Genomic DNA, 22361 nt, shown 5'->3' with positions numbered 1-22361 from the left:
GAGATGGCCATGGCAAAGACATTGGCCGAGAAAGTCTGGGACGCACACGTGGTGCGCAAAGGTGATGGTGATGGAGCCAACGCCCAGCCCGACCTTCTCTTCATCGACCTCCACCTGGTCCACGAGGTCACGTCTCCGCAGGCATTCGAAGGCCTGCGGCTGGCCGGCCGCAAGCTGCGCCGGCCGGACCTGACCATCGCGACGGAGGACCACAACACTCCCACGCTGGACATCGACAAGCCTATCGCCGACCTGACCAGCCGCACCCAGATCCAGACGCTGCGCAACAACTGCGCAGAGTTCGGCGTGCGGCTGCACAGCCTCGGTGACGCCGAGCAGGGCATCGTCCACGTCGTGGGCCCGCAGCTGGGCCTCACCCAGCCGGGCATGACCGTTGTCTGCGGTGACTCGCACACCTCCACCCACGGTGCCTTCGGTGCGCTGGCCATGGGCATCGGCACTTCCGAGGTGGAGCACGTCATGGCCACCCAGACCCTCTCCCTGAAGCCGTTCAAGACGATGGCCATCAATGTCGAGGGAACGCTGCGTCCCGGCGTGACGGCGAAGGACATCATCCTGGCCGTGATCGCCAAGATCGGCACCGGCGGCGGCCAGGGCTACGTCCTGGAATACCGCGGCTCCGCCATCCGGGCGCTGTCCATGGACGCGCGCATGACCATCTGCAACATGTCCATCGAAGCGGGTGCCAGGGCCGGCCTCGTTGCGCCGGACCAGACCACCTACGACTACATGAAGGGCCGCCCGCACGCGCCGGAAGGCGCGGACTGGGATGCCGCCGTCGAGTACTGGAACACCCTGCGGACCGACGACGACGCCGTCTTCGATGCCCAGGTGGACCTGGACGCCGACACCCTGGAGCCGTTCGTCACCTGGGGCACCAACCCTGGCCAGGGCGTCTCCCTGTCCGAGTCCGTCCCGTCTCCGGAGGATTTCGGTGACGAGAACGCCAAGGCAGCGGCCGAGCGGGCACTGCAGTACATGGGCCTCAAGGCCGGCACGCCGATGAAGGACATCCGGGTGGACACCGTGTTCCTGGGTTCCTGCACCAACTCCCGGATGGAGGACCTGCGTGCAGCGGCGGACATCATCCGCGGGCGCCGGAAGGATCCCAATATCCGCATGCTCGTGGTGCCGGGGTCGGCACGCGTGCGGCTGGAAGCGGAGGCCGAAGGCCTGGACCGCGTGTTCAAGGATTTCGGCGCTGAATGGCGCTTTGCCGGCTGCTCCATGTGCCTCGGCATGAACCCGGACCAGCTGGACGTGGGGGAGCGCTGCGCGTCCACCTCCAACCGCAACTTCGAAGGGCGCCAGGGCAAAGGCGGCCGCACCCACCTGGTCTCCCCGGTGGTTGCCGCAGCCACTGCCATCCGCGGCACGCTGAGTTCGCCGTCGGACCTCGATCCGGCTCCCGAATCCGCCGCCATCCGCACCGACGCAGCCTAGGACACGCCATGGAAAAGTTCACCACCCATACCGGAATCGGCGTCCCGCTGCGGCAGAGCAACGTGGACACGGACCAGATCATCCCCGCCGTCTACCTCAAGCGGATTACCCGGACCGGCTTCGAGGACGCGCTGTTCTCGGCGTGGCGCAAGGACCCGTCCTTCATCCTGAACAATGAGCCGTTCAACGCCGGCTCCGTCCTGGTCGCAGGCCCGGACTTCGGAACAGGATCGTCCCGCGAGCACGCCGTCTGGGCGCTGAAGGACTACGGCTTCAAGTCCGTCCTCTCTTCCCGCTTCGCCGACATCTTCCGTGGGAATTCCGGCAAGCAGGGCCTGCTGGCCGCCGAGCTCTCCCAGGATGACATCGAGCTGATCTGGAAGGAACTGGAGAACGCTCCGGGGACCGAAGTCACGGTGGACCTGGTGTCCAAGACCGTGGTGTGCGGAAACATCGTTGCGCCCTTCGAGATTGACGACTACACGCGCTGGCGCCTGCTCGAGGGCCTGGACGACATCGGGCTGACCCTGCAGCATGAGGCGGACATCACGGCCTACGAGGCGACCCGTCCTTCGTTCAAGCCGAAAACCCTGCCGGCACGCCTTTCCTCCAACGGCTGAAGCAGCCGCGCAGGGCCGACGGCGGCACGCCACGCCCTGCCGCCGTCGCCCGCGTATTTCGGTTAGGTAACGCAACCTCCTATGCTTGGTTGGAGCCTTTGCAAGGATTTGGGGGCGAGTGATCGTAAGGAAACCGGTATATGAGTAGTGTTCTGACAATCCGCGGCGGAGTCCCGCTTACAGGCCGCGTCAGCGTCCGGGGAGCAAAGAACCTTGTTCCCAAGGCGATGGTGGCAGCGTTGCTGGGCAACGAACCGTCGGTGTTGCGGAACGTGCCGGAGATCAAGGACGTGGAGGTCGTCACCTCCCTCCTGCAGCTCCATGGCGTGACCGTGGTGAAGGACCCGGTGACCGGCGACCTCACGCTGGACCCCAAGGCCGCCAAGACGGCGTCCAGCACCGCCATCGACGCCCACGCGGGCGACTCCCGGATCCCCATCCTGCTTTGCGGGCCGCTGATCCACGCGATCGGCGAGGCGTTCATCCCCGACCTCGGCGGCTGCAAGATCGGCGACCGGCCCATTGACTACCACCTGGACGTCCTGCGCCAGTTCGGTGCCGTGGTGGAGAAGCGGCCCGGCGGCATCCACATCTCAGCCCCCAAGGGCCTGCACGGCGCCAAGATCTCCCTGCCCTACCCTTCCGTGGGCGCCACCGAGCAGGTGCTGCTGAGCGCCACGCGCGCCGAGGGCATCACCGAGCTGTCCGGCGCTGCAACAGAGCCGGAAATCATCGACCTCATCGCCGTGCTGCAGAAGATGGGCGCCATCATCAGCGTCCAGACTGACCGCACCATCCGCATCGAGGGCGTCCGCGACCTCGGCGGCTACAACCACCGGGCGCTTTCGGACCGCAACGAATCGGCGTCGTGGGCTTCTGCGGCACTGGTGACCAAGGGTGACATCTTCGTTGAAGGCGCCTCCCAGCGGGACATGATGACCTTCCTGAACACCTACCGCAAGGTGGGCGGCGGCATGGACATCGGTGAAGACGGCATCCGTTTCTACCACCGCGGCGGGAAGCTCAATCCGCTGGTGCTGGAGACTGACGTGCACCCCGGCTTCATGACGGACTGGCAGCAGCCGCTGGTGGTGGCCCTGACCCAGGCCGAAGGCGTGTCCATCGTCCACGAGACGGTCTACGAGAACCGCTTCGGCTTCACGGACGCGCTCATCCGGATGGGCGCCAGCATCCAGGTGCACCGAGAGTGCCTGGGCAGCGTGCCGTGCCGTTTTGGCCAGCGCAACTTCCTGCATTCCGCGGTGATCTCCGGACCCACCCAGCTCAAGGGCACCGACATCGATGTTCCGGACCTGCGCGGCGGCTTCAGCCACCTGATTGCCGCCCTCGCGGCCACCGGCACCTCCCGCGTCACGGGGATCGACATCATCAACCGCGGCTACGAGCGCTTCACTGAAAAGCTGGCCGGCCTTGGCGCCGACTTCGACATCACCACAGAGAAGTAGCAGGCAGCCGTGAAGGAACCGGCCAAGAGCCGCGCCACGCTCGCTGTGGTCGCCGGCATAGTCCGCCCCCTGTTCAACCTCATGATGGACAAGAAGTGGGAGGGCACGGAAAAGCTGCCTGCGGGCGGTTTTATCGCCGCGCCCAACCACTGCACCGAGATCGATCCCCTGATCGTCGGCCACCTCCTCTACAACCACAAGATTGCCCCGCACTTCCTTGCCAAGTCAGGGCTCTTCAAGGTTCCGGTGCTGGGCTGGGTCCTGCGGGCAACAAAGCAGATCCCGGTGGAACGTTCGTCCGCGGGGGCGAACCGCTCCCTGCAGCTCGCGCAGGAGATCGTTGCCGAAGGCGGGGCCATCATCATCTACCCCGAAGGCACCCTGACGCGTGATCCGGCGCTGTGGCCCATGAAAGGCCACACGGGTGCTGCGCGGCTTGCCCTGGAGGGCGGCATTCCGGTGGTTCCGATTGCCCATTGGGGCGCCCACGAAGTTTTCCCCCGTTACGGCAAGCGGTTCCACCTGTTCCCGCGCAAGAAGTCGACCGTAGTGGTGGGCGAGCCCGTTGACCTCAGCGCCTTCAGCGGCCGTCCGCTGGACAAGGCAACCCTTGCCGGGGCCACCGACGCGATCATGGATGCGATCACTGGACTCCTGGCCGAAATCAGGGGAGAAGAGCCTCCGGCTGAGCGGTGGGATCCGGCCAAGAAGCAGCAGGCCCGGCACGGCAGGTTCGTGGAGCGCGGGCAGCAGCAGACCGGTACCGGAACGGAAGCTCCGTGACCCCTGGGGGAAGGCAGACGGGCTCGGCCCGCTCCGTTGCTGTTCTCGGCGCCGGCTCCTGGGGAACAACCTTTGCGAAAATCCTCGCTGACGCCGCGGCTGCTGCGGGCGAGCCGCGCAGCATCAGGCTGTGGGGCAGGCGTGCTGAAGTGGTGGACCGGATTAATGCGGACCACCGCAACGAGCAGTACCTGAAGGACATCCCGCTGCCGGAGAGCATCTCCGCGTCAACAGACGTCGCCGCTGTCCTGGAGGGCGCTGACCTTGTGGTCATCGCGGTCCCGGCGCAGTCGCTCCGGCCGCAGCTGCGGGAGTGGAAAAGCCTGATCGCTCCGGACGCCATGGTTGTCTCGCTGATGAAGGGCCTGGAGCTCGGTACGGACGCCAGGATGAGCGAGGTCATCAGCGAGGAACTGGGCTTGCCCGCCGAGCGCATAGCCATTGTGTCCGGCCCCAACCTGGCCATGGAAATCGCCCGCGAAGAACCCACTGCCTCTGTGGTTGCCTGCACCGACTCCGCCGCCGCAGGCTGGATCGCCAGGAGCTGCACGGCCCCCTACTTCCGGCCGTACACCACCGCCGACGTCGTGGGCGTGGAGATCGGCGGGATCGTCAAGAACGTTATTGCCCTGGCCGTCGGCATTTGCGAGGGCAGGCAGATGGGGGACAACACCAAGGCGTCCGTCATCACCCGCGGACTCGCGGAAACGTCCCGCCTGGCCCTTGCCCTTGGCGGAGAAGCCAAGACGATGGCAGGCCTCGCAGGCCTGGGCGACCTTGTGGCCACCTGCTCCTCCCCGCTGTCACGCAACCACACCGCCGGGCGGCTCCTGGGGCAGGGCCTCACGCTTGAGGAAGTGGGCCAGAAGATGACACAGACCGCCGAAGGCATAAAATCGGGCCAGGCGGTCCACGAGCTGGCAGGCAAGCTGGGCGTGGAGATGCCCATTACAGCCGCCGTCGTTGCCGTGCTGGCCGGCAAGCTGTCCGTTGACCAACTGGGGCCCGTCCTGCTGTCCCGGGAACTGAAACCTGAAGGCGAATACTGACGATGTCCCATGAAAACCTGGCTGCAGGGGAGCCCGCGCGCAGGGCCAAACCCCGGGTGGCGGTCCTTTTCGGCGGCCGCTCGAGCGAGCACGCCGTGAGCTGCGTGACAGCGGCCGGTGTCCTCGGCGCGATCAACCAGGACAAGTACGAAGTAATTCCCATTGGCATCGCCAAAACCGGGCAATGGGTCCTCGCGTCAGCCGATACGGCCCAGTGGTCCCTCGCGGGAACATCCCTCCCTGAGGTGGCGCCTTCGCCGCAGACCGTGACCCTTGCCGAGATCGGGGGCGAGCACCAGCTGATCGTCACGGCCCCGAACGAGGTACCCCAGGAGCTCGGCACGGTGGACGTGGTTTTCCCGCTTCTCCACGGCCCGTTCGGGGAGGACGGAACCATCCAGGGGCTCCTGGAACTCTCGGATACCCGCTATGTCGGCGCCGGCGTCCTTGCCTCGGCCGTGGGCATGGACAAGCACTTCATGAAGGTGGTGTTCGAGGCTGCCGGGCTGCAGGTCGGTCCGTATGTCGCGGTGACGGACAGGCAGTGGCGCAAGGACCCGGAGTCAGTGCGCAAGCAGGTGGACCGGCTGGGATTTCCCGTCTTCGTCAAGCCAGCGCGGGCAGGATCATCCATGGGTATCTCCAAGGTGGATTCCCTGGAACTCCTCGATGCAGCCATCGAGGAAGCCCGGCGGCACGACCTGAAACTGGTGATCGAGGCCGGCATCACCGGCCGGGAGATCGAATGTGCGGTCCTCGAAGGCAGGGGCACCGACGCGCCACGCACCTCAATGCCCGGTGAAATTTCCGTGGCAGGCGGAACCCACGAGTTCTACGACTTCAACGCCAAGTATGTGGAGGACGACGCCGCCTCCCTCAGCTGCCCTGCCGACATCCCCGAGGAAGCCATAGCCCGGGTCCGGGAGCTTGCCGCGGCGGCGTTCGACGCCGTGGGGGCCGAGGGCCTGAGCCGGGTGGACTTCTTCTACACGCCCGCCGGGGACCTCATCATCAACGAAATCAACACCATGCCCGGCTTCACGCCCAAGAGCATGTATCCGCAGATGTGGGCGGCTTCCGGCCTGGGTTACGCCGACCTCATCGACGAACTGATCTACCTCGCGCTGAACCGCAAAACCGGGCTGCGCTAAGAGTCAGCCGCCACCGCCTACTGGCTCGGCGGCAGGTTCTGGAGATCCTCCTGCCCCACGCAGCTCCTGGCGGCCGGCACCTTGCCGGCCGCTGCCGCAAGGTCGGCAAGGACAGTGGCTGAACTGATTTTGTCAGGGTCCAGGAGGATCTCCGTTGCCGGTTCGCGGCCGTAGGTTGTCAGGGTCCACACCGGATCCCCTTCCTTGATGACCCAGTCGATCCCGTTCACGGTCACGCAGCGGTCCGTTGTGGGCCCGGGCACATTCACGCCGCAGCGCAGGATCACCAGGGACGGATCGCCCCACGCGGCCGTGGCCTGGCTGTTTGTCTTTCGCAGCGCGTACTCGCCGATGGCATCAGGCAGGCCCACCATCATGGGCGCGCACGCCGGGTTGGCCGCGTCCTTGGCCGCCGGAACATCCACGGCAGGCGAGCACGAGGTTAAAGAAACGGCCGCAAGGCTCCCAATCAGTGCCAGCCTGGCAACGCGGGCGGGCAGGGAAAGCTGGGGACGGTGCATGTCTCCAGCCTATCGCCGCGGTGGGCTCCGCCCTGACGCGGCACCGTGGGCCGGCAATGTCGGAGTACCGCGATAGCGTAGTGGAGTGCCTGAGAATCCCATCACCCACCACGGGCGGCCCCAGCCTGAAGGCGCTGCCGCCGTCGGGGAGCCGCAGACCGTCTCCGCCCTGACCGTCTCTGCGCTCTCCGAGGCCGGGCTGCTGGCCCGGATCTTTCCGCGCCTGGCCATGGACGGCGCGCACAGCGACGCTACGTTGCTCGGCCCGGGGGACGACGCCGCCATAGTGGCTTCTCCTGACGGCAGGACCGTCATCAGCATCGACACCCAGGTCCAGGACCAGGACTTCAGGCTGCAATGGCCCAACGGCTACCGGACTACCGGCTTCGACGTCGGCTGGAAAGCTGCGGCGCAGAACCTGAGTGACATCAACGCCATGGGTGCGCGCGCCACGTCGATGGTGGTAAGCCTTACCCTTCCGCCCGAAACGGCTGTGGGCTGGGTGGAGGACCTGGCGGACGGCCTCACCGCGGGCATCAGGGAACTGGGCGCGGCGTCCTGCTCGGTAGCGGGCGGGGACCTGGGGCGCGGGCGCGAAATCTCCGTCACGGTGGCCGTGCTGGGAACGCTCGACGCCGGCGCGCCGGTCCTCCGGTCCGGCGCCAGGCCGGGGGACGTCCTGGCCCTTGCGGGCACCGCCGGCCATGCTGCCGCAGGCCTCGCACTGTTGGAGTCGGACGTGCCTGTTGATGCCCTCAGCGACGGTCAACGCGCCTTGGTGGAACTGCAGTGCAGGCCACGGCCGCCCCTGGCGTCAGGGCCCGCCGCGCGTGCCGCCGGCGCCACCGCCATGCTGGACATCTCAGACGGGCTGCTGCGCGATGGGCTGAGGCTGGCAACAGCCAGCCGTGTCGCCGTCGACCTCAATCCAGGCCCGCTGAAGCGGCTGGCGGACGCCCTTCGGCCGGCCGCTGAGCTGTTGGGCATGGACCCTGGAGAGTGGGTCCTCGGCGGCGGGGAGGACCACGGACTGCTTGCCACCTTCCCTCCTGGTTCGCCGCTGCCTCACGGATTCACTGCGATAGGCTCAGTACAAGCACTGGGAATCAATGAAGGCCCGGGCGTCAAAATTGCGGGCCGGTCCGCGGACACCGGGGGATGGGATCACTTTGCACACTAAGGTTGCCGCTAACGCGCAAGCGATGAAGAGATGGTTGGGCAAGGCTGAGACCGCCCTTGGCAACCACAGCGACCGCCTGAATGCCATCAACATCTTTCCCGTGGCCGACGGCGACACCGGCACCAACCTCTACGTCACCGTGCGCGCCGCAGCCCGTTCCCTCGCTGCCACGGGTGACCACCCCGCGCAGATGGACGTCGGTGCCGTCCTTGCCACCGCGGGCCAGGCCGCCATGGAGGAAGCGCGGGGAAACTCGGGGACCCTTTTCTCGGTGTTCCTATGCGCAGCCGCCGAGCCGCTGGCAGGCCACACCCGGCTGACCTCCACCCTGCTGGCGGCAGCCCTCAACCGTGCCCAGATCCGTGCCTGGTCGGCATTGAGCGATCCCGTGCCGGGAACCATGCTCTCCGTCATGGAAGCGGCAGCCCGGGCCGCGGCCGCTGTCGACGCCGGACAGAACGGGGACGACAGCAACCACGCCCTGGGCCTTGCCCTGGACGCCGTTGTGGAGGGCGCCCTCGCCGCGGTGATCCACACCGAAGACCAGTTGGACGTTCTGACGACCGCCCATGTGGTTGATGCGGGCGGAGTGGGGATGCTGCTGATCCTCGATTGCCTTCGCTCAGCGATCCTGGGCGAAGAGCTCCAAAGCGAACTCCTTGACGGCCTGCACGGCTACGACGTGTCTGACCCGCACATCCATACGGCCATGCCGGATGACGACGGCGTGGAAGTCATGTGCACCATCAGCCTGTCACCCCTCAACGCGGCAACCCTCCGCCAGCGGCTGGACGAGGTGGGCGAGTCCGTGATCATGAGCCAGGTTGGCAGCGTGCCCGATTCCGACGGCAACTACCGGTGGCGCGTCCACGTCCATGTCCCCGAGGCGGATCCCGCCGTCCACATCATCCGGTCCCTGGGGGAGCCGGCCAACATCAGCATCAGTGAACTCGCGCTGCCGCGGGACCCGGCAACGGATGCAGTGAACTCCAGTGGGCATGAGCGCTGAACTGGACCTGGCGCTGGAACGGCGGCTTGGCAAGCGTTCCGCAGCGGTCATAGAAAAGCATCTGGGCATCACCACGGTCGAGGGGCTGCTGAATTACTACCCGCGCCGCTACATGAGCCGCGGGGAGCTGACGCCCATCAGCGAGATTCCCCGGGACGAAGAAGTCACCCTGATCGCCCGGGTGCTCTCCAGCAACACCCGCCGGATGCAGGCGCGCCGCGGCACCATCACCGACGTCGTGGTTTCCGACGACGACGGAAGACAGGGCCTCCGGGTGGTAGGCGGCACGGAGTACCGGGGCAAAGCGCCGGGTACGCTCAAGATCAGCTTCTTCAACGGCTACAAGGCCCAAGCGGACCTGCTCCCTGGCCGCCGGGCGCTGTTTTCCGGCAAGGTCACGTCCTTCAAGGGATCCCTTGGACTCACCAACCCCGACTACCAGCTGCTGGACGATGATCCGTTCAGCGAGGGCGGCCGGGATCCGGAAAAGCTGGCCGCCATGCCCATTCCCATCTATCCGGCCACCGCCAAGCTTCCCAGCTGGAAGATCCAGAAGGCTGTCTCAACCCTGCTCGAAACTGCTGACCTTGGCTCCCTGCCGGATCCCGTGCCACCCGCCATCGCGGCCCGGGAGAAGTTCCTGCCGATCGCCGAAGCCTACCGGCTGATCCATGAGCCGGAGTCGGCCACGGACTGGCAGCAGGCACGTCGCCGCTTCCGTTACCAGGAGGCACTGGTGCTGCAGTCCGCCCTGGCCCGCCGCCGTGCACAGCTGGCCTCGGAAGAAGCCACCGCCCGCCGGCCCGCTCCGGAGGGCCTGCTGGCCAGTTTCGACCGGAGCCTTCCGTTCACGCTCACGGCTGGGCAGGCCGCCGTCGGGGAAACCCTGGCGGCAGAACTCTCCCGGGACGTCCCCATGAACCGGCTGCTGCAGGGAGAAGTGGGCTCCGGCAAGACCATCGTGGCGCTCCGTGCCATGCTGCAGGTGGTGGATGCCGGCGGGCAGGCGGCCCTGCTGGCGCCCACGGAGGTCCTCGCTGCCCAGCATTTCGAATCGATCCGCCGGACCCTGGGCCCACTCTCCGGAGACGGCCTGCTGGGCGGGATGGACGGCGCTTCCGTCCAGGTTTCGCTGCTCACTGGCTCCCTGCCGACGGCGGCGCGCCGGCAGGCCCTGCTTGATGCCGCCTCGGGGACGGCCGGGATCATCATCGGGACCCATGCCCTGCTGAGCGACAACGTGTCATTCTATGATCTCGGCCTGATCGTGGTGGATGAGCAGCACCGCTTCGGGGTGGAACAGCGCGATGCCCTGCGCGCCAAGGCGCGGAAGCCGCCGCATCTGCTGGTGATGACGGCCACGCCCATCCCGCGGACCGTCGCGATGACAGTTTTCGGCGACCTCGAAACGTCGGTCCTGGACGAACTGCCGGCCGGCCGTGCCCCTATCGCCACCCACCTGGTGGGACTTGCCGAGAACCCGGCCTGGGCAGGCCGCATCTGGGCCCGCGCCCGGGAGGAGATTGACAGGGGCCATCAGGTGTACGTCGTCTGCCCCAGGATCGGAACGGACGACGACGGCGACTTCAGCCCCGGGGAGGCGGAGCCTCCGGCGGGGGATGCGGAAGGGGACGGCGGCCGGGAGCTCGCCTCGGTGACGGCCGTCGTCGAGCATCTGCGGGAAGAGACCACCCTGTCCGGAGTTCCCCTGGCGGCGCTCCACGGACGGCAGGAACCGGACGTGAAGTTCGGCGTCATGGAAGACTTTGCGGCCAACCGCATCAAGCTGCTTGTCTCCACCACGGTGATCGAGGTGGGCGTGGACGTTCACAACGCAACCCTGATGGTCATTCTGGATGCGGACCGGTTCGGTATTTCCCAGTTGCACCAGCTCCGCGGCCGGGTGGGCCGGGGCGGGCTGCCAGGGACCTGCCTGCTGGTCACCGCCCTTGAACCCGGGCATCCCAGCCGCCGCCGGCTGGATGCCGTGGCGGCGACTACCGACGGCTTCGTCCTGTCCGAAGAGGACCTGAAGCTGCGGCGCGAGGGCGACATCCTGGGAGCCTCGCAATCAGGCGGACGCTCCACCCTGAAGCTGCTCCGCGTCCTGGAGCATGGCGACGTCATTGCCCGGGCAAGGGAAGACGCCCAGGAGATTGTGCGCGAGGACCCTGCCCTGTCCGCTCGCCCGGAGCTTGCCGAAGCGATCGACAAATACCTCAATCCCGAGAAGGAGGCGTTCCTTGAACGCGGCTAGCATGGTGGGTGCCGGATATCCTGGCGGCCAAGACAGGAGCGTTGAATGAGCCGGATTATTGCAGGTGCCGCCGGCGGCACTCCTTTGACCGGCGTCCCGGGATCCCTCACCAGGCCCACCACGGACCGCGTCAAGGAAGCGCTTTTTTCCCGCCTTGATGCCTTCAACGTCATTACCGGCGCCCGCGTGCTGGACCTCTATGCGGGTTCCGGCGCCCTGGGGGTCGAGAGCGGCAGCAGGGGCGCCCGGACAGTGGACCTGGTGGAGTCCGATGGCAGGGCCAGCGCCGTTTGCCAGCGCAATGCCGATCTCGTCAACGGCGTCCTGGGCGGGAAAGTGGTAACCGTCCACCGCTCAAAGGTGGAATCCTTCCTGGAACGCGCATCGGAGGCGGCAGTCTGGGACCTTGTTTTCCTGGACCCGCCGTATTTGCTCGAGGAGGTTGGCTTGCAGGCAGTGCTCCTGAAGCTGTCCACCCACCTGTCGCCGGCGGCGGTGGTGGTGGTGGAGCGCTCCTCCCGCTCGCCCGAGCCCCGGTGGCCCGAGGCCCTCACCCGGTTTGCGGAGAAGAAATACGGGGAGACCAGGCTGTGGTTCGCGGAGCCTTTCGTGCCCGATGCAATCGACGATGACGACATTCCCGAGGCGCCGGAACCGGCCGGACGCTAGCCCGGGCGCGGGAACTTTGGCCTCCCGGAGTCATCCTGCAAAGGGGTCGAGGTCCACTCCGGCCAGCACTTTTGCCGGGTGCGGCCCGCGGGCGGTCAGTTCAGTGGTCCATTCCGGCGGCCACGGGGTGAGGGTGCCGGCGAGGATGATGTTGCCGGGGTAGCGGCCTTCGAACATGCCTGTTTCCGCGACGGCGGCCACATCCGCCATGGCCTGCCGCATGGCGGACACCTGGCTTCGGACCAGGGTCAGGCCCGGCTCGTCGCCGACATTGACGATCAGCAGTCCTGCAGGGTTGAGCCGCTCCCTCACCTCCCGGTAGAACGCGCCGGTGGTCAGGTGCGCGGGCGCGTCCGGCCCGGAAAAGATGTCCAGGATGACGACGTCGAACCGGACTTCGGGGTCAATCCGGACAAGTGACTCCCGGGCATCGCCGATGATGGTCTGCAGGTCCGTCCCCTCGGGCAGGGGCAGCTCCCGCAGGACGAAATCGAGCAGCTCACGCTCCAGCTCCACCGCATACTGCACCGACCCGGGCCTGGTGGCCTGGATGTACCGGGCCAGGGTCAGCGCTCCCGCGCCCAGGTGCAGCGCACTGACCGGAACCCCGGGGGGTGCCGCCAGGTCCACCAGGTGTCCGATCCGGCGCAGGTATTCGTAGAAGATCTCCTCCGGCTGCAGAAGGTTCACGTGGGACTGTTCCGCGCCGCCGATGCTGAGGACGTAGCTGCCGGCAGTGAAGGCGTCGGGTTCTATGGACGCGTGCTGTCCGGTGGTGCGCAGGAACCGGGACGCCCGGACTTCCCGCCCGCCGGGCATCAGAGCCTGCCGCTGAGTGCAGCCAGCCGCCCGGCAGCCTCTTCCAGGACCTCGGCCCTCTTGCAGAAGGCGAAACGGAGCAGGCTTCGGGTGCGCTCCGCTCCCTCGGCGTGGCAGAAAACCGGGACCGGGATCGCGGCCACGCCCACCAGTGCCGGAAGCTTCCGGGCCAGGTCCACGGAGTCGCTGATGCCCAAGGGGGCGGTGTCCACATTGACGAAGTACGTGCCCTGCGGCGAGAAGACCTCGAACCCCGCGGCACGCAGGCCTTCACTCAGGATGTCCCGCTTGTGCTCAAGGGACGCCGCGATGCCCTCATAGAAGGAGTCCGGCAGGGCCAGGCCCGTGGCGATGGCCGACTGGAACGGCGTGCCCGAACTGTAGGTGAGGAACTGCTTGACCGTCCGGGCGGCCGACACCAGCTCTTCGGGTCCCGTGAGCCAGCCGACCTTCCAGCCAGTCAGGGAAAAGGTCTTGCCGGCCGAGGAAATGGTGATGGTTCGGTCCGCCGCTCCGGGCAGGGAAGCCACCGGTACGTGCCGGACGCCGAACGTGAGGTGCTCATAGACCTCGTCCGTGATGATGATGCTGTCATGCCTGCGGGCCAGGTCAACGACCCGTTGGAGCACGTCCCGCGGGAAGACCGCTCCGGTGGGGTTGTGGGGGTTGTTCAGCAGCACCACCTTCGTCCGCGCGCTGAAAGCGGCCTCGAGGGCGGCCATATCCGGCATGAAGTCCGGGGCCAGGAGCGGTGCAGTCACGTGCGTCGCACCGGACAGGCCGATCACGGCGCCGTAGGAATCGTAGAAAGGCTCCAGGGTGAGGACCTCGTCGCCTGGACCGGCGAAGGCCAGGAGCGAGGCCGCGATGGCCTCGGTGGCTCCGGTGGTGATGATGACTTCCGTTGCCGGGTCGGGGGAGAGACCGTAGAACCGCTGCTGGTGGGCCGAGACTGCCTCCCGCAGTTCCGGGATGCCCTTGCCGGGCGCATACTGGTTCGCACCCGCCAGGATGGCAGACCGGGCGGCCTCCCTGATTTCCGCCGGACCGTCCTCGTCCGGGAACCCCTGGCCGAGGTTAATGGCGCCTGTCTGCACGGCCAGGGTGGTCATCTCTTCGAAGATGGTGACGCCCAGGCCTCCGTCGGGGGCCAGGAGGTTTGCTCCGAGGGCGGCGCGCTGCCACGGAGCAGGGGCCATGGGGGTGGAAAGTTCCCGTGGTGGATGCATCCAGTCATGGTATCCCGGTGTTCCCATGGGGTAGGTTCGGAGCATGAGACGCGCTGTCTGCCCCGGATCCTTTGACCCTATCCACAACGGCCATCTCGAGGTTATTGCACGTGCCGCCGGCCTCTTTGACGAGGTCATAGTGGCCGTGTCCACCAACCAGGCCAAGCAGTACAGGTTCACCCTCCAGGAGCGCCTGGACATGGCACGGGAAACCCTCGCCTCACTCAAGGGCATCGTGGTGGAACCAGTCGGGGAGGGCCTGCTGGCAGAGTATTGCCGGCAGCGCGGTGTTTCGGCCATCGTCAAGGGACTCAGGTCGTCCTCGGACTTCGACTACGAGCTGCCCATGGCCACCATGAACCGGCAGCTCAGCGGCGTTGAAACGGTCTTCCTGCCTGCAGAGGCCCATTACCTCCACCTTTCCTCCACCCTGATCAAAGAGGTGGCCGGCCTGGGCGGAAATGTGTCCGAATACGTGCCCCGGTCGGTGCTGCGGCGGATGCTTGCGGGCGAGTCGGGCCCCGGCCAGCAGCCGAGGGGGTAGGCTGGTCCGGTACTTCGGCACTCCCTGCCGGCCGGTTTGAGTCCCTGTGGCTCTTCAGGCTAAGATAGTACGTCGGTCATATGTTCAACAGGAGTTCTCATTAAAAGAGATGCTGGTTCGCCCCTGGCGTTCGACGTCAAGGACCTCGGGCGCAGCCCGGGAAGCATGCGGACACTGAAGGAACATGTACCCGCGCCAGGTGATCTTGGCGTGGCGCTCATTGGCGTTCAGGAAGGCTCGGATATCGAGCTGGCTCTGAGGCTTGAAGCCGTACACGAAGGAATTTTGGTATCAGGAACCGTGCTCACCGAGGTAACAGGTGAATGCGGCCGATGCCTGGATCCCCTTGCGTATGACCTCGAGGTCAATGTGCAAGAACTTTTCTTCTATGAGGGCGTGGAGCTCTCGGACGGAGAAGATGATGAAGAGCAACGTCGAGTCGAGCACGATGTAATCGATCTTGAACCGGTGTTGCGGGACGCAGTGGTGACCGCGCTGCCGTTCCAGCCGGTGTGCCGGGAAGACTGCCAGGGCCTTTGCTCCGAATGCGGAGTTCGCCTGGAAGACGAGCCGGGGCACCACCACGAGGTCTTGGATCCTCGCTGGGCTGCCCTAGCTGATATGGCTAAGCCTGACCGGCAAAATTGATTTGTACGTGTTTGTCTAGAGAGAAATGAGTTAGCCGTGGCTGTTCCCAAGCGGAAAATGTCTCGCTCGAATACCCGCGCCCGCCGCTCCCAGTGGAAGGCGACCGCCCCCCACCTGGTGAAGACCGTCGAGAACGGCCAGGTCACCTACAGCCTGCCGCACCAGGCAAAGGTCGTCACCGACTCGGCTGGCACTGCGCTGTTCCTTGAGTACAAGGGACGCAAGGTCGCTGACGTCTAATCGGCCCCTGAGGCTGACATGATGTCTTCAACTGAAGAGCTTCTGAAGCGTCTCGGTGTCTCTATAGACGCCGGGACGCTTCGTCTTGCGCTCACACACCGTTCCTACGCCTACGAAAACGGCGGCATCCCCACCAACGAGCGGCTCGAATTCCTGGGTGATTCCATCCTCGGGTTCTCCGTTACCGATGCCCTGTACCGGGACAACCCGGAACTGCCCGAAGGTGAGCTCGCAAAGCGGCGCTCCGCCGTCGTCAGCACCCGTGCACTTGCCGGCATCGGACGCAGCCTGGGCATCGGGGAGTACATCTACCTTGGCCAGGGCGAAAAGCTCACCCACGGCAACAACAAGGCTTCCATCCTCGCCGACACCATGGAAGCACTGATCGGTGCCACCTACGTGTCCAACGACATCGAGACCGCACGCCAGCTGGTGATGCGCCTGATCGGCCCTTTGCTGAAGGACGCGGCCGCCCTGGGCGCCGGAACGGACTGGAAGACCAACATCCAGGAACTCGCTGCAAGCCGCCAGCTCGGCACCATCCACTACGCAGTGGACGGCTCCGGGCCGGACCATGCCCGCACTTTCACGGCTGTCCTCCATGTGGGCGGAACCGCCTATGGCAAGGGTTCCGGCCACTCCAAAAAGGAAGCGGAGCAGGAAGCCGCCGCGGACGCGTGGCGGGTGCTCTCCGGAGCAGCAGCGGGAGCAAAAAAGTCCGCCGGTTCCGTCCCCGCCAAGTAGCGCCATGCCTGAACTTCCCGAGGTTGAGGTGGTACGCCGCGGCCTGGTGAGCTGGGTCCGCGGCCGGACCATCACCTCGGTGGAGGTCCTTGATCCACGGTCGGTGCGCCGCCACGCCCTGGGCGTGGAGGACTTTACCGGCAACCTGGAAGGCGCCACGGTTGCAGACGTCGTCCGGCGGGGCAAGTTCTTGTGGATGCCGCTGGTGGAAGGCAGCCACGGGGACGGCGTCGCCGGGGACGCGCCGCCGCCAGCCGTGGAACGCCCCCGCATTGCCCTGATGGCCCACCTCGGGATGAGCGGCCAGCTCCTGATGCAGGACCGGGACGTCCCGGACGAAAAGCACCTGAAGGTCCGTTTCCGGCTCAGCCCCGGTGACGGCAAGCCGGAAGAACTGAGGTTCGTGGACCAGCGGATTTTTGGCGGGCTGTTCGTCACGGCGATGGTTCCCACGGACGACGGCGGCCCCGGCGGCCTCGCCGAATCGCCCCTGCCCTTGATAGCTGAGGAAGCGTCACACATTGCACGGGACCCCCTGGACCCCGCCTTCTCCTTCGACGTTTTCTACCGGCGCCTCCGCAAGCGCAAAACCGGCCTAAAGCGGGCGCTGCTGGACCAGGGACTGGTCTCCGGGATCGGAAACATCTACGCGGACGAAGCGTTGTGGAGCGCCCGGCTGCACTATGCCCGGCCCACCGACACCCTGCGCCGTGGCGATGCGGAAAGGGTGCTCGCCAGCGCCCGGCAGGTCATGCTGGATGCCCTCGCGGCCGGCGGAACGAGCTTCGACTCGCTGTATGTGAACGTCAACGGCGCCTCCGGGTACTTTGACCGGTCCCTTAACGCCTATGGCCGGGAAGGTCAGGCCTGCAAACGCTGCGCCGCAGCTGGAATCCACGCCGTCATCCGCCGCGAGCAGTTCATGAACCGGTCCTCGCACACCTGCCCCGTCTGCCAGCCCCGTCCCCGGAACGGGCGCTGGTGACAATGCCCGCGGGAATCCCGGATATTGGGCCCCCACGCAGTAGATTGAGGACAGCGAAGCAGCCGCCTCAGCCACTCAGGAGATCCGAAAAGCCTTGCACCTCAAAAGCCTGACCGTCCGGGGGTTCAAGTCATTCGCGTCCGCCACCACCTTCAATTTCGAGCCAGGGGTCACCGCGGTGGTTGGCCCCAACGGATCCGGGAAGTCCAATGTGGTGGACGCCCTGGCCTGGGTCATGGGCGAACAGGGGGCCAAAACGCTCCGCGGCGGAAAGATGGAGGACGTCATTTTCGCCGGGACGTCAGGCCGGCCGCCCCTTGGCCGGGCCCACGTCTCCCTGACCATAGACAACACTGACGGCGCCCTGCCCATCGAGTACACCGAAGTGACCATTTCGCGGACGCTTTTCCGTACGGGCGGATCGGAATACGCCATCAACGGCGCAGGCTGCCGCCTGCTGGACATCCAGGAACTGCTGTCCGATTCCGGGCTGGGCCGCGAGATGCACGTCATCGTCGGCCAAGGCCAGCTGGACCGTGTCCTCCATGCCACGCCGGAGGACCGGCGGGGCTTCATCGAGGAAGCGGCCGGAATCCTGAAGCACCGCCGGCGCAAAGAACGGACCGTGCGCAAACTGGAGGCCATGCAGGCCAACCTCCAGCGCCTCACGGACCTCACGGGAGAAATCCGGCGCCAGCTCACGCCGCTGGGGAAACAGGCGGAAGTGGCGCGCCGGGCCCAGCGGGTCCAGTTCGATGTCCGCGATGCCCGCGCCCGTTTGCTGGCCGACGATCTGGTCCAGCTCCAGCTGGCACTGGAACAGGACGTGGCGGACGAAGCCGCCTTGAAAGAACGGCGGGCCCTCGCCGGCCGGGAGCTTGAGGCCGGCCGCCGCCAACAAGCCGAGCTGGAGCAACTCGCAGCTGAAGCAACCCCCCGGCTGAATGCCGCACGGGACGCCTGGTACCGTCTGTCCGCTGCCAGGGAGCGGCTGCGTTCACTGGGCTCCCTGGCACAGGAACGCAGCCGCCTCCTCGGTTCCGTGGAGGCACCGCCGCCGGGCCGGGACCCGGAACAACTGGAACGCCAGGCGGCCAGGGTCCGCGAGGAGCTGGTTGAGCTCGAGCGCAGCATCCTTGACCGGCGCAGCGCCCTGGACACAGCAAGCGCCGCAAAGGCCGAGGCTGAGCATGCCGCGCTCGAAGAGGACAAACGGCTCACGGCGGAGCTGCGGGCTGCAGCTGACCGGCGCGAAGGCCTGGCCCGGCTGGCAGGCCAGGTTGCGGCGGCGAGGTCCCGCGTTGAGTCCGCCCAGGCGGAACTGGGCAGGCTCCGTGAATCCCTTGCGGCGGGGACCGAACGCCGGGCACGTGCCCAGGCCGAATTCACGGCACTGGAAAACCAGGTGGCCGGTGTGGAGGAGGGAGAGGAATCCCTTGACGCCGACTACGAGGCCGCCAATGAGGCCCTCGACACCGTGGTCCAGGAAATCGCCGGCCTGAAGTCAGCCGTCAGTGAGGGGGTCCGGAAGCGCGACGCCCTGGCGGCGCGCCGTGACGCGTTGAAGCTGGGCCTGGAACGGAAAGACGGGGCGAGGCACGCGCTGCACGCGGGCCTCGATGGAATCCTCGGAACCCTGGCTGCCGGGCTCACGGTGGAAGCCGGCTTCGAGACTGCGATAGCCGCGGCATTGGGGGAGGCCTCCGAAGCAATCGTCGTGCGGGACGCGGAGACGGCAACGGCGGTGCTCCAGCTCCTCAAGGACGACGACGCCGGACGGGCGTCACTGCTCCTCGGATCGGCAGGGGCTGCACCTGGACCCACAACCGGCACCGACATGTCCCTCCCCCCGGGCGCGCGCTGGGCCGCGGACCTCACCAGCTGCGACGCCTCCTCCGCCAGCCTGGTTGCGGACCTGTTGGCCGGCACTGCCGTTGTCCCGGACATCCAGGCAGCGGCCGCCCTGGTGGCGGGACACCCCGGGCTGACGGCCGTCACCACCGGCGGAGACGTTTTCACCGCAGTGTCGGTCACCGGCGGCTCGGCCAAGGCGCCGTCGCTCCTTGAGGTGCAGGCGGCGGTGGACGACGCCGAGAGCCGGCTTGCGGCGGTCACGGCAGCTTTGGAGCGGAACAGGTTCGCCCTCGCGGCCACCGAGGCAAAGCGCGCGGAGGCGCAGGATCGGGCCGACGCCGCCCTGGAAAGGCTGCACGAATCCGACGCGAAGCTGGCCGCCGTGGCTGAGCGCCTCGGCCACCTGAACTCCGTGCTCCGCAGCGCCGTCGGCGAAAGCGACCGCCTGGCGTCATCGCTGGCCAGGGCGGAGGAGAACGTGGCGGCAGAGGAGGAAGCGCTCGCAGCCGTGGCCGCACGCCTGGCGGCGGCACAGGAAGCGCCCGCGGAGCAGGAGCCGTCAACTGAACACCGCGACGCCCTTGCCCAGGCGGCGGCCCAGGCGCGCGCTGCAGAGGTTGAGGCACGGCTGGCTCTTCGCAGCGCCGAAGAGCAGCTCTCAGCCACCAGGAACCGGGTGGCCTCACTGGAGCGGGCCGCCGCCACTGAGCGCCGGGCCCGGGAGGAAGCCGCCGAGCGCGCCCGTGTCCGCCGCATCCAGGCGCGGCGCGCAGCCGCCGTGTCCGCCGCCGTCGACATGGCGCTCCGCCACGTTGACGTGTCCGTGGATCTGGCACGGCATGAACGTGACCTTGCCGAAGTCAACCGTGAGCAGCGCGACCAGGCACTTGGGGAGATCCGGACCGCCAATGAACTCCTGGCGAGTGAACTGGCCGACCTCACGGACAACGTCCACCGCGACGAACTCGCCCGGGCCCGGCAGAGGGCGCAAATCGACGCACTGGAAACCCGCTCCATCGACGAACTGGGCATTACCCCGGACGCCCTGGCAGCCGAGTACGGACCGGACGTTCCCGTTCCGGTTCCGGCCGAAGAAAGCGGCGACAAATGGGCTGCCCTTCGTGCTCCGGTGGACGGCGCCGGCGCGGAAATCGTCGAGGGAAAGCCTTACGTCCGCGAAGAGCAGGAGAAGCGCCTGCGGAAGGCTGAACGCGACCTCGCCAGCCTGGGCCGGGTGAACCCCCTGGCACTGGAGGAATTCGCCGCACTCGAGGAGCGCCATCAGTTCCTCAGCACCCAACTCGAGGACCTGAAGGCCAGCCGGAAGGACCTGCTGGACATCATCAAGGAGGTGGATGACCGCGTCCAGCGCGTCTTCACCGAGGCCTTCGAAGACACCCAGGCCCAGTTCGTCAGGGTCTTCGCCCGGCTCTTCCCGGGCGGGGAGGGGCGGCTGGTGCTCACCGACCCTGCCGACATGCTCACCACCGGTATCGAGGTGGAGGCCCGTCCCGCCGGAAAGAAGATCAAGCGGCTCTCGCTCCTGTCGGGCGGGGAACGCTCGCTGACCGCGGTGGCGCTGCTGGTGGCGATCTTCAAGGCACGGCCCTCGCCCTTCTACGTCATGGACGAGGTGGAAGCTGCCCTGGACGACACCAACCTGGGCCGGCTCATCACCATCTTCGAGGAACTCCGGGAATCCAGCCAGCTCATTGTCATCACCCACCAGAAGCGGACCATGGAAGTGGCGGACGCGCTGTACGGCGTCACCATGCGCGGCGACGGCGTCTCCACGGTGATCAGCCAGCGGCTCGGGGCCGACGTATGACCGGCCGGGTGTAACGGCAGGTCAACTGCACGCCTGCCCCGGAAGGGCGCCCCCGCGCGTATGAGAAGCTAGGGGAGTGAATGACATCCTTCCCATAATCCTGTCCATTCTTGCTGCCCTGGTGGTTATCGGCGGGCTGATTCCGGTCCTGATGAAGACCCGGAAGAACATCACCCGGTACCCTGGCACACGCGATGCCAACGACCCCGTACTGCCGCAGGGCGGGAGCACTGCCGTTGAGGACAGGCCCGGCGCGGTTGCGGACCGTACGGCCCCGGGCCCGGTGGAGCTGGAGGGGCTGGAAACCGCTGAGGTCCCGGATAACGCCGCGGGGCTGGAGGTCATTCCGGTTGAGACTCCGCTTCCCGTGGCGGGCCGGCTGGTCCGCCTGCGCGAGCGCCTGGTCCGGTCCAACAACATCATGGGCAAGGGACTCCTGGCGCTGCTCTCAAGCGACAAGATCGACGAGAACGTGTGGGACGAGGTGGAGGAGACCCTCCTCCTGGCGGACCTGGGCACCGAACCCACCATGCAGCTCGTGGACGCCCTCCGTGAACGGGTCAAGGTCCTGGGCACCCGGACCCCCGAGCAGGTCAAAGAGCTGCTCCGCGAAGAACTCATCAAGCTCGTGGACCCCACCATGGACCGCTCCCTCAACGTCCAGCGCCACGCGGACAAGCCGGCCGTCATGATGGTGGTGGGCGTCAACGGCGTGGGAAAGACCACCACCGTGGGCAAGCTCGCCCGCGTCCTGGTTGCGGAGGACAAGGATGTCCTCCTCGGCGCTGCGGACACCTTCCGCGCCGCGGCCGCCGAACAGCTGGCCACGTGGGGCCAGCGGGTTGGCGTTCCCACTGTGAAGTCGGACATCGACGGCGCCGATCCTGCCTCCGTTGCCTACGAGGCAGTCAAGGCCGGCATTGACCAGGAAGTGGACGTGGTCATGATCGACACTGCCGGCAGGCTGCAGAACAAAGTGGGCCTCATGGACGAACTGGGCAAGGTCAAGCGCGTCATTGAGAAACTGGCCGAGGTGGACGAGGTCCTCCTGGTGCTGGATGCTACTACCGGCCAGAACGGCCTGAACCAGGCCCGCGTCTTCTCGGAGGTCGTGAACATCACGGGCATTGTCCTGACCAAGCTGGACGGAACCGCCAAGGGCGGCATCGTCGTCGCCATCCAAAAGACCCTCGGAGTCCCGGTCAAGCTGATCGGCCTGGGTGAGGGGGCGGATGACCTCGCCCCCTTCGACGCAGAGGCCTTTGTGGACGCGCTGCTGAACTAGCCCGCTGCTGAACTGG

20 protein-coding genes are annotated in these 22361 nt (G+C 66.9%); 17 read left to right on the top strand and 3 right to left on the bottom strand.

Going from position 1 to position 22361, the window contains the following annotated elements:
- The first annotated feature begins 9 nt into the window (after positions 1 to 9).
- From leuC to U7114_RS02900, 6 genes are all read left to right on the top strand, one after another.
- Entirely contained in the window at positions 10 to 1464 is a 1455-nt protein-coding gene (leuC, locus tag U7114_RS02925) for a 3-isopropylmalate dehydratase large subunit (RefSeq protein WP_157241891.1), read from the top strand.
- 8 nt (positions 1465 to 1472) lie between these two features.
- Positions 1473 to 2084 (top strand): 3-isopropylmalate dehydratase small subunit, encoded by a 612-nt coding sequence (leuD, locus tag U7114_RS02920; RefSeq protein ID WP_323056516.1) that lies wholly within the window; start codon positions 1473 to 1475, stop codon positions 2082 to 2084.
- Between the two features lie 140 nt (positions 2085 to 2224).
- Entirely contained in the window at positions 2225 to 3550 is a 1326-nt protein-coding gene (gene murA, locus U7114_RS02915; protein WP_157241893.1) for a UDP-N-acetylglucosamine 1-carboxyvinyltransferase, read from the top strand.
- 9 nt (positions 3551 to 3559) lie between these two features.
- Positions 3560 to 4333 carry a lysophospholipid acyltransferase family protein gene (locus U7114_RS02910; RefSeq protein WP_321213812.1) on the top strand — a complete coding sequence of 258 codons (774 nt, stop codon included), beginning with the start codon at positions 3560 to 3562 and terminating at the stop codon, positions 4331 to 4333.
- Positions 4330 to 5382, top strand: coding sequence for an NAD(P)H-dependent glycerol-3-phosphate dehydrogenase (locus tag U7114_RS02905; protein ID WP_323056515.1), 1053 nt, complete (start codon positions 4330 to 4332; stop codon positions 5380 to 5382). Before U7114_RS02910 ends, U7114_RS02905 begins: the two co-directional genes overlap by 4 nt.
- 2 nt (positions 5383 to 5384) lie before the next feature.
- Entirely contained in the window at positions 5385 to 6533 is a 1149-nt protein-coding gene (locus U7114_RS02900) for a D-alanine--D-alanine ligase family protein (protein ID WP_323056514.1), read from the top strand.
- A gap of 17 nt (positions 6534 to 6550) precedes the next feature.
- Here the strand turns inward: U7114_RS02900 and U7114_RS02895 are convergent, their stop codons facing one another.
- Positions 6551 to 7054: a DUF3515 domain-containing protein gene (locus tag U7114_RS02895; protein ID WP_321213809.1), complete on the bottom strand. Its 504-nt coding sequence runs from the start codon at positions 7052 to 7054 to the stop codon at positions 6551 to 6553.
- A 229-nt stretch (positions 7055 to 7283) separates the two neighbouring features.
- On the opposite strand from U7114_RS02895, the gene thiL reads away from it, so the two are divergent.
- From thiL to rsmD, 4 genes are read left to right on the top strand one after another with little or no spacing between them, the layout of a single operon-like run.
- A complete protein-coding gene (thiL, locus tag U7114_RS02890; protein ID WP_323056682.1) occupies positions 7284 to 8234 on the top strand; it encodes a thiamine-phosphate kinase in 951 nt (316 codons plus the stop codon).
- 22 nt (positions 8235 to 8256) lie between these two features.
- On the top strand, positions 8257 to 9243 hold the full coding sequence (locus tag U7114_RS02885; protein WP_323056513.1) for a DAK2 domain-containing protein: 987 nt from the start codon (positions 8257 to 8259) through the stop codon (positions 9241 to 9243).
- Positions 9233 to 11500, top strand: coding sequence for an ATP-dependent DNA helicase RecG (locus tag U7114_RS02880; RefSeq protein WP_323056512.1), 2268 nt, complete (start codon positions 9233 to 9235; stop codon positions 11498 to 11500). The genes U7114_RS02885 and U7114_RS02880 overlap by 11 nt, the downstream gene beginning before the upstream one ends.
- A gap of 45 nt (positions 11501 to 11545) precedes the next feature.
- Positions 11546 to 12169: a 16S rRNA (guanine(966)-N(2))-methyltransferase RsmD gene (gene rsmD, locus U7114_RS02875; RefSeq protein ID WP_323056511.1), complete on the top strand. Its 624-nt coding sequence runs from the start codon at positions 11546 to 11548 to the stop codon at positions 12167 to 12169.
- 30 nt (positions 12170 to 12199) lie between these two features.
- Here the strand turns inward: rsmD and U7114_RS02870 are convergent, their stop codons facing one another.
- Both U7114_RS02870 and U7114_RS02865 read right to left on the bottom strand, forming a co-directional pair.
- Entirely contained in the window at positions 12200 to 12988 is a 789-nt protein-coding gene (locus U7114_RS02870; RefSeq protein WP_323056510.1) for a fused MFS/spermidine synthase, read from the bottom strand.
- The gene (locus tag U7114_RS02865; protein ID WP_323056509.1) at positions 12988 to 14217 is read right to left on the bottom strand and encodes an aminotransferase class I/II-fold pyridoxal phosphate-dependent enzyme; all 1230 of its coding nucleotides are present in this window, start codon (positions 14215 to 14217) and stop codon (positions 12988 to 12990) included. The genes U7114_RS02870 and U7114_RS02865 overlap by 1 nt, the downstream gene beginning before the upstream one ends.
- A 43-nt stretch (positions 14218 to 14260) precedes the next feature.
- Between U7114_RS02865 and coaD the strand changes: the two genes are divergently transcribed.
- The 7 genes from coaD to ftsY all read left to right on the top strand — a co-directional run bounded on the left by coaD (position 14261) and on the right by ftsY (position 22345).
- A complete protein-coding gene (gene coaD, locus U7114_RS02860) occupies positions 14261 to 14761 on the top strand; it encodes a pantetheine-phosphate adenylyltransferase (RefSeq protein WP_157241901.1) in 501 nt (166 codons plus the stop codon).
- 123 nt (positions 14762 to 14884) lie between these two features.
- Positions 14885 to 15409 (top strand): YceD family protein, encoded by a 525-nt coding sequence (locus U7114_RS02855; protein ID WP_323056681.1) that lies wholly within the window; start codon positions 14885 to 14887, stop codon positions 15407 to 15409.
- A 36-nt stretch (positions 15410 to 15445) separates the two neighbouring features.
- Positions 15446 to 15649 carry a 50S ribosomal protein L32 gene (rpmF, locus tag U7114_RS02850; protein WP_009356569.1) on the top strand — a complete coding sequence of 68 codons (204 nt, stop codon included), beginning with the start codon at positions 15446 to 15448 and terminating at the stop codon, positions 15647 to 15649.
- Positions 15650 to 15670: 21 nt separating this feature from the next.
- On the top strand, positions 15671 to 16393 hold the full coding sequence (rnc, locus tag U7114_RS02845) for a ribonuclease III (protein ID WP_157243108.1): 723 nt from the start codon (positions 15671 to 15673) through the stop codon (positions 16391 to 16393).
- 4 nt (positions 16394 to 16397) lie between these two features.
- Complete coding sequence (gene mutM, locus U7114_RS02840) at positions 16398 to 17378, top strand: bifunctional DNA-formamidopyrimidine glycosylase/DNA-(apurinic or apyrimidinic site) lyase (protein ID WP_157241903.1); 981 nt, start codon at positions 16398 to 16400, stop codon at positions 17376 to 17378.
- Between the two features lie 94 nt (positions 17379 to 17472).
- A complete protein-coding gene (gene smc / locus U7114_RS02835; RefSeq protein ID WP_323056508.1) occupies positions 17473 to 21060 on the top strand; it encodes a chromosome segregation protein SMC in 3588 nt (1195 codons plus the stop codon).
- A gap of 76 nt (positions 21061 to 21136) precedes the next feature.
- Positions 21137 to 22345, top strand: coding sequence for a signal recognition particle-docking protein FtsY (gene ftsY, locus U7114_RS02830; protein WP_323056507.1), 1209 nt, complete (start codon positions 21137 to 21139; stop codon positions 22343 to 22345).
- Positions 22346 to 22361: the final 16 nt, after the last annotated feature.

It is taken from the genome of Pseudarthrobacter sp. C1 (assembly GCF_034720455.1).
Taxonomy (GTDB): domain Bacteria; phylum Actinomycetota; class Actinomycetes; order Actinomycetales; family Micrococcaceae; genus Arthrobacter.
The sequence above is the reverse complement of the archived record's forward strand: the minus strand, read 5'-3'. Positions and strand labels throughout refer to the sequence as shown.

Coding starts and splice junctions, on each gene's coding strand:
- leuC (WP_157241891.1), top strand. CDS start 10: ATGGCAAAGACATTGGCCGAGAAAGTCTGGGACGCACACGTGGTGCGC.
- leuD (WP_323056516.1), top strand. CDS start 1,473: ATGGAAAAGTTCACCACCCATACCGGAATCGGCGTCCCGCTGCGGCAG.
- murA (WP_157241893.1), top strand. CDS start 2,225: ATGAGTAGTGTTCTGACAATCCGCGGCGGAGTCCCGCTTACAGGCCGC.
- U7114_RS02900 (WP_323056514.1), top strand. CDS start 5,385: ATGTCCCATGAAAACCTGGCTGCAGGGGAGCCCGCGCGCAGGGCCAAA.
- U7114_RS02895 (WP_321213809.1), bottom strand. CDS start 7,054: ATGCACCGTCCCCAGCTTTCCCTGCCCGCCCGCGTTGCCAGGCTGGCA.
- thiL (WP_323056682.1), top strand. CDS start 7,284: ATGGACGGCGCGCACAGCGACGCTACGTTGCTCGGCCCGGGGGACGAC.
- U7114_RS02885 (WP_323056513.1), top strand. CDS start 8,257: ATGAAGAGATGGTTGGGCAAGGCTGAGACCGCCCTTGGCAACCACAGC.
- U7114_RS02880 (WP_323056512.1), top strand. CDS start 9,233: ATGAGCGCTGAACTGGACCTGGCGCTGGAACGGCGGCTTGGCAAGCGT.
- rsmD (WP_323056511.1), top strand. CDS start 11,546: ATGAGCCGGATTATTGCAGGTGCCGCCGGCGGCACTCCTTTGACCGGC.
- U7114_RS02870 (WP_323056510.1), bottom strand. CDS start 12,988: ATGCCCGGCGGGCGGGAAGTCCGGGCGTCCCGGTTCCTGCGCACCACC.
- U7114_RS02865 (WP_323056509.1), bottom strand. CDS start 14,217: ATGCATCCACCACGGGAACTTTCCACCCCCATGGCCCCTGCTCCGTGG.
- coaD (WP_157241901.1), top strand. CDS start 14,261: ATGAGACGCGCTGTCTGCCCCGGATCCTTTGACCCTATCCACAACGGC.
- rnc (WP_157243108.1), top strand. CDS start 15,671: ATGTCTTCAACTGAAGAGCTTCTGAAGCGTCTCGGTGTCTCTATAGAC.
- mutM (WP_157241903.1), top strand. CDS start 16,398: ATGCCTGAACTTCCCGAGGTTGAGGTGGTACGCCGCGGCCTGGTGAGC.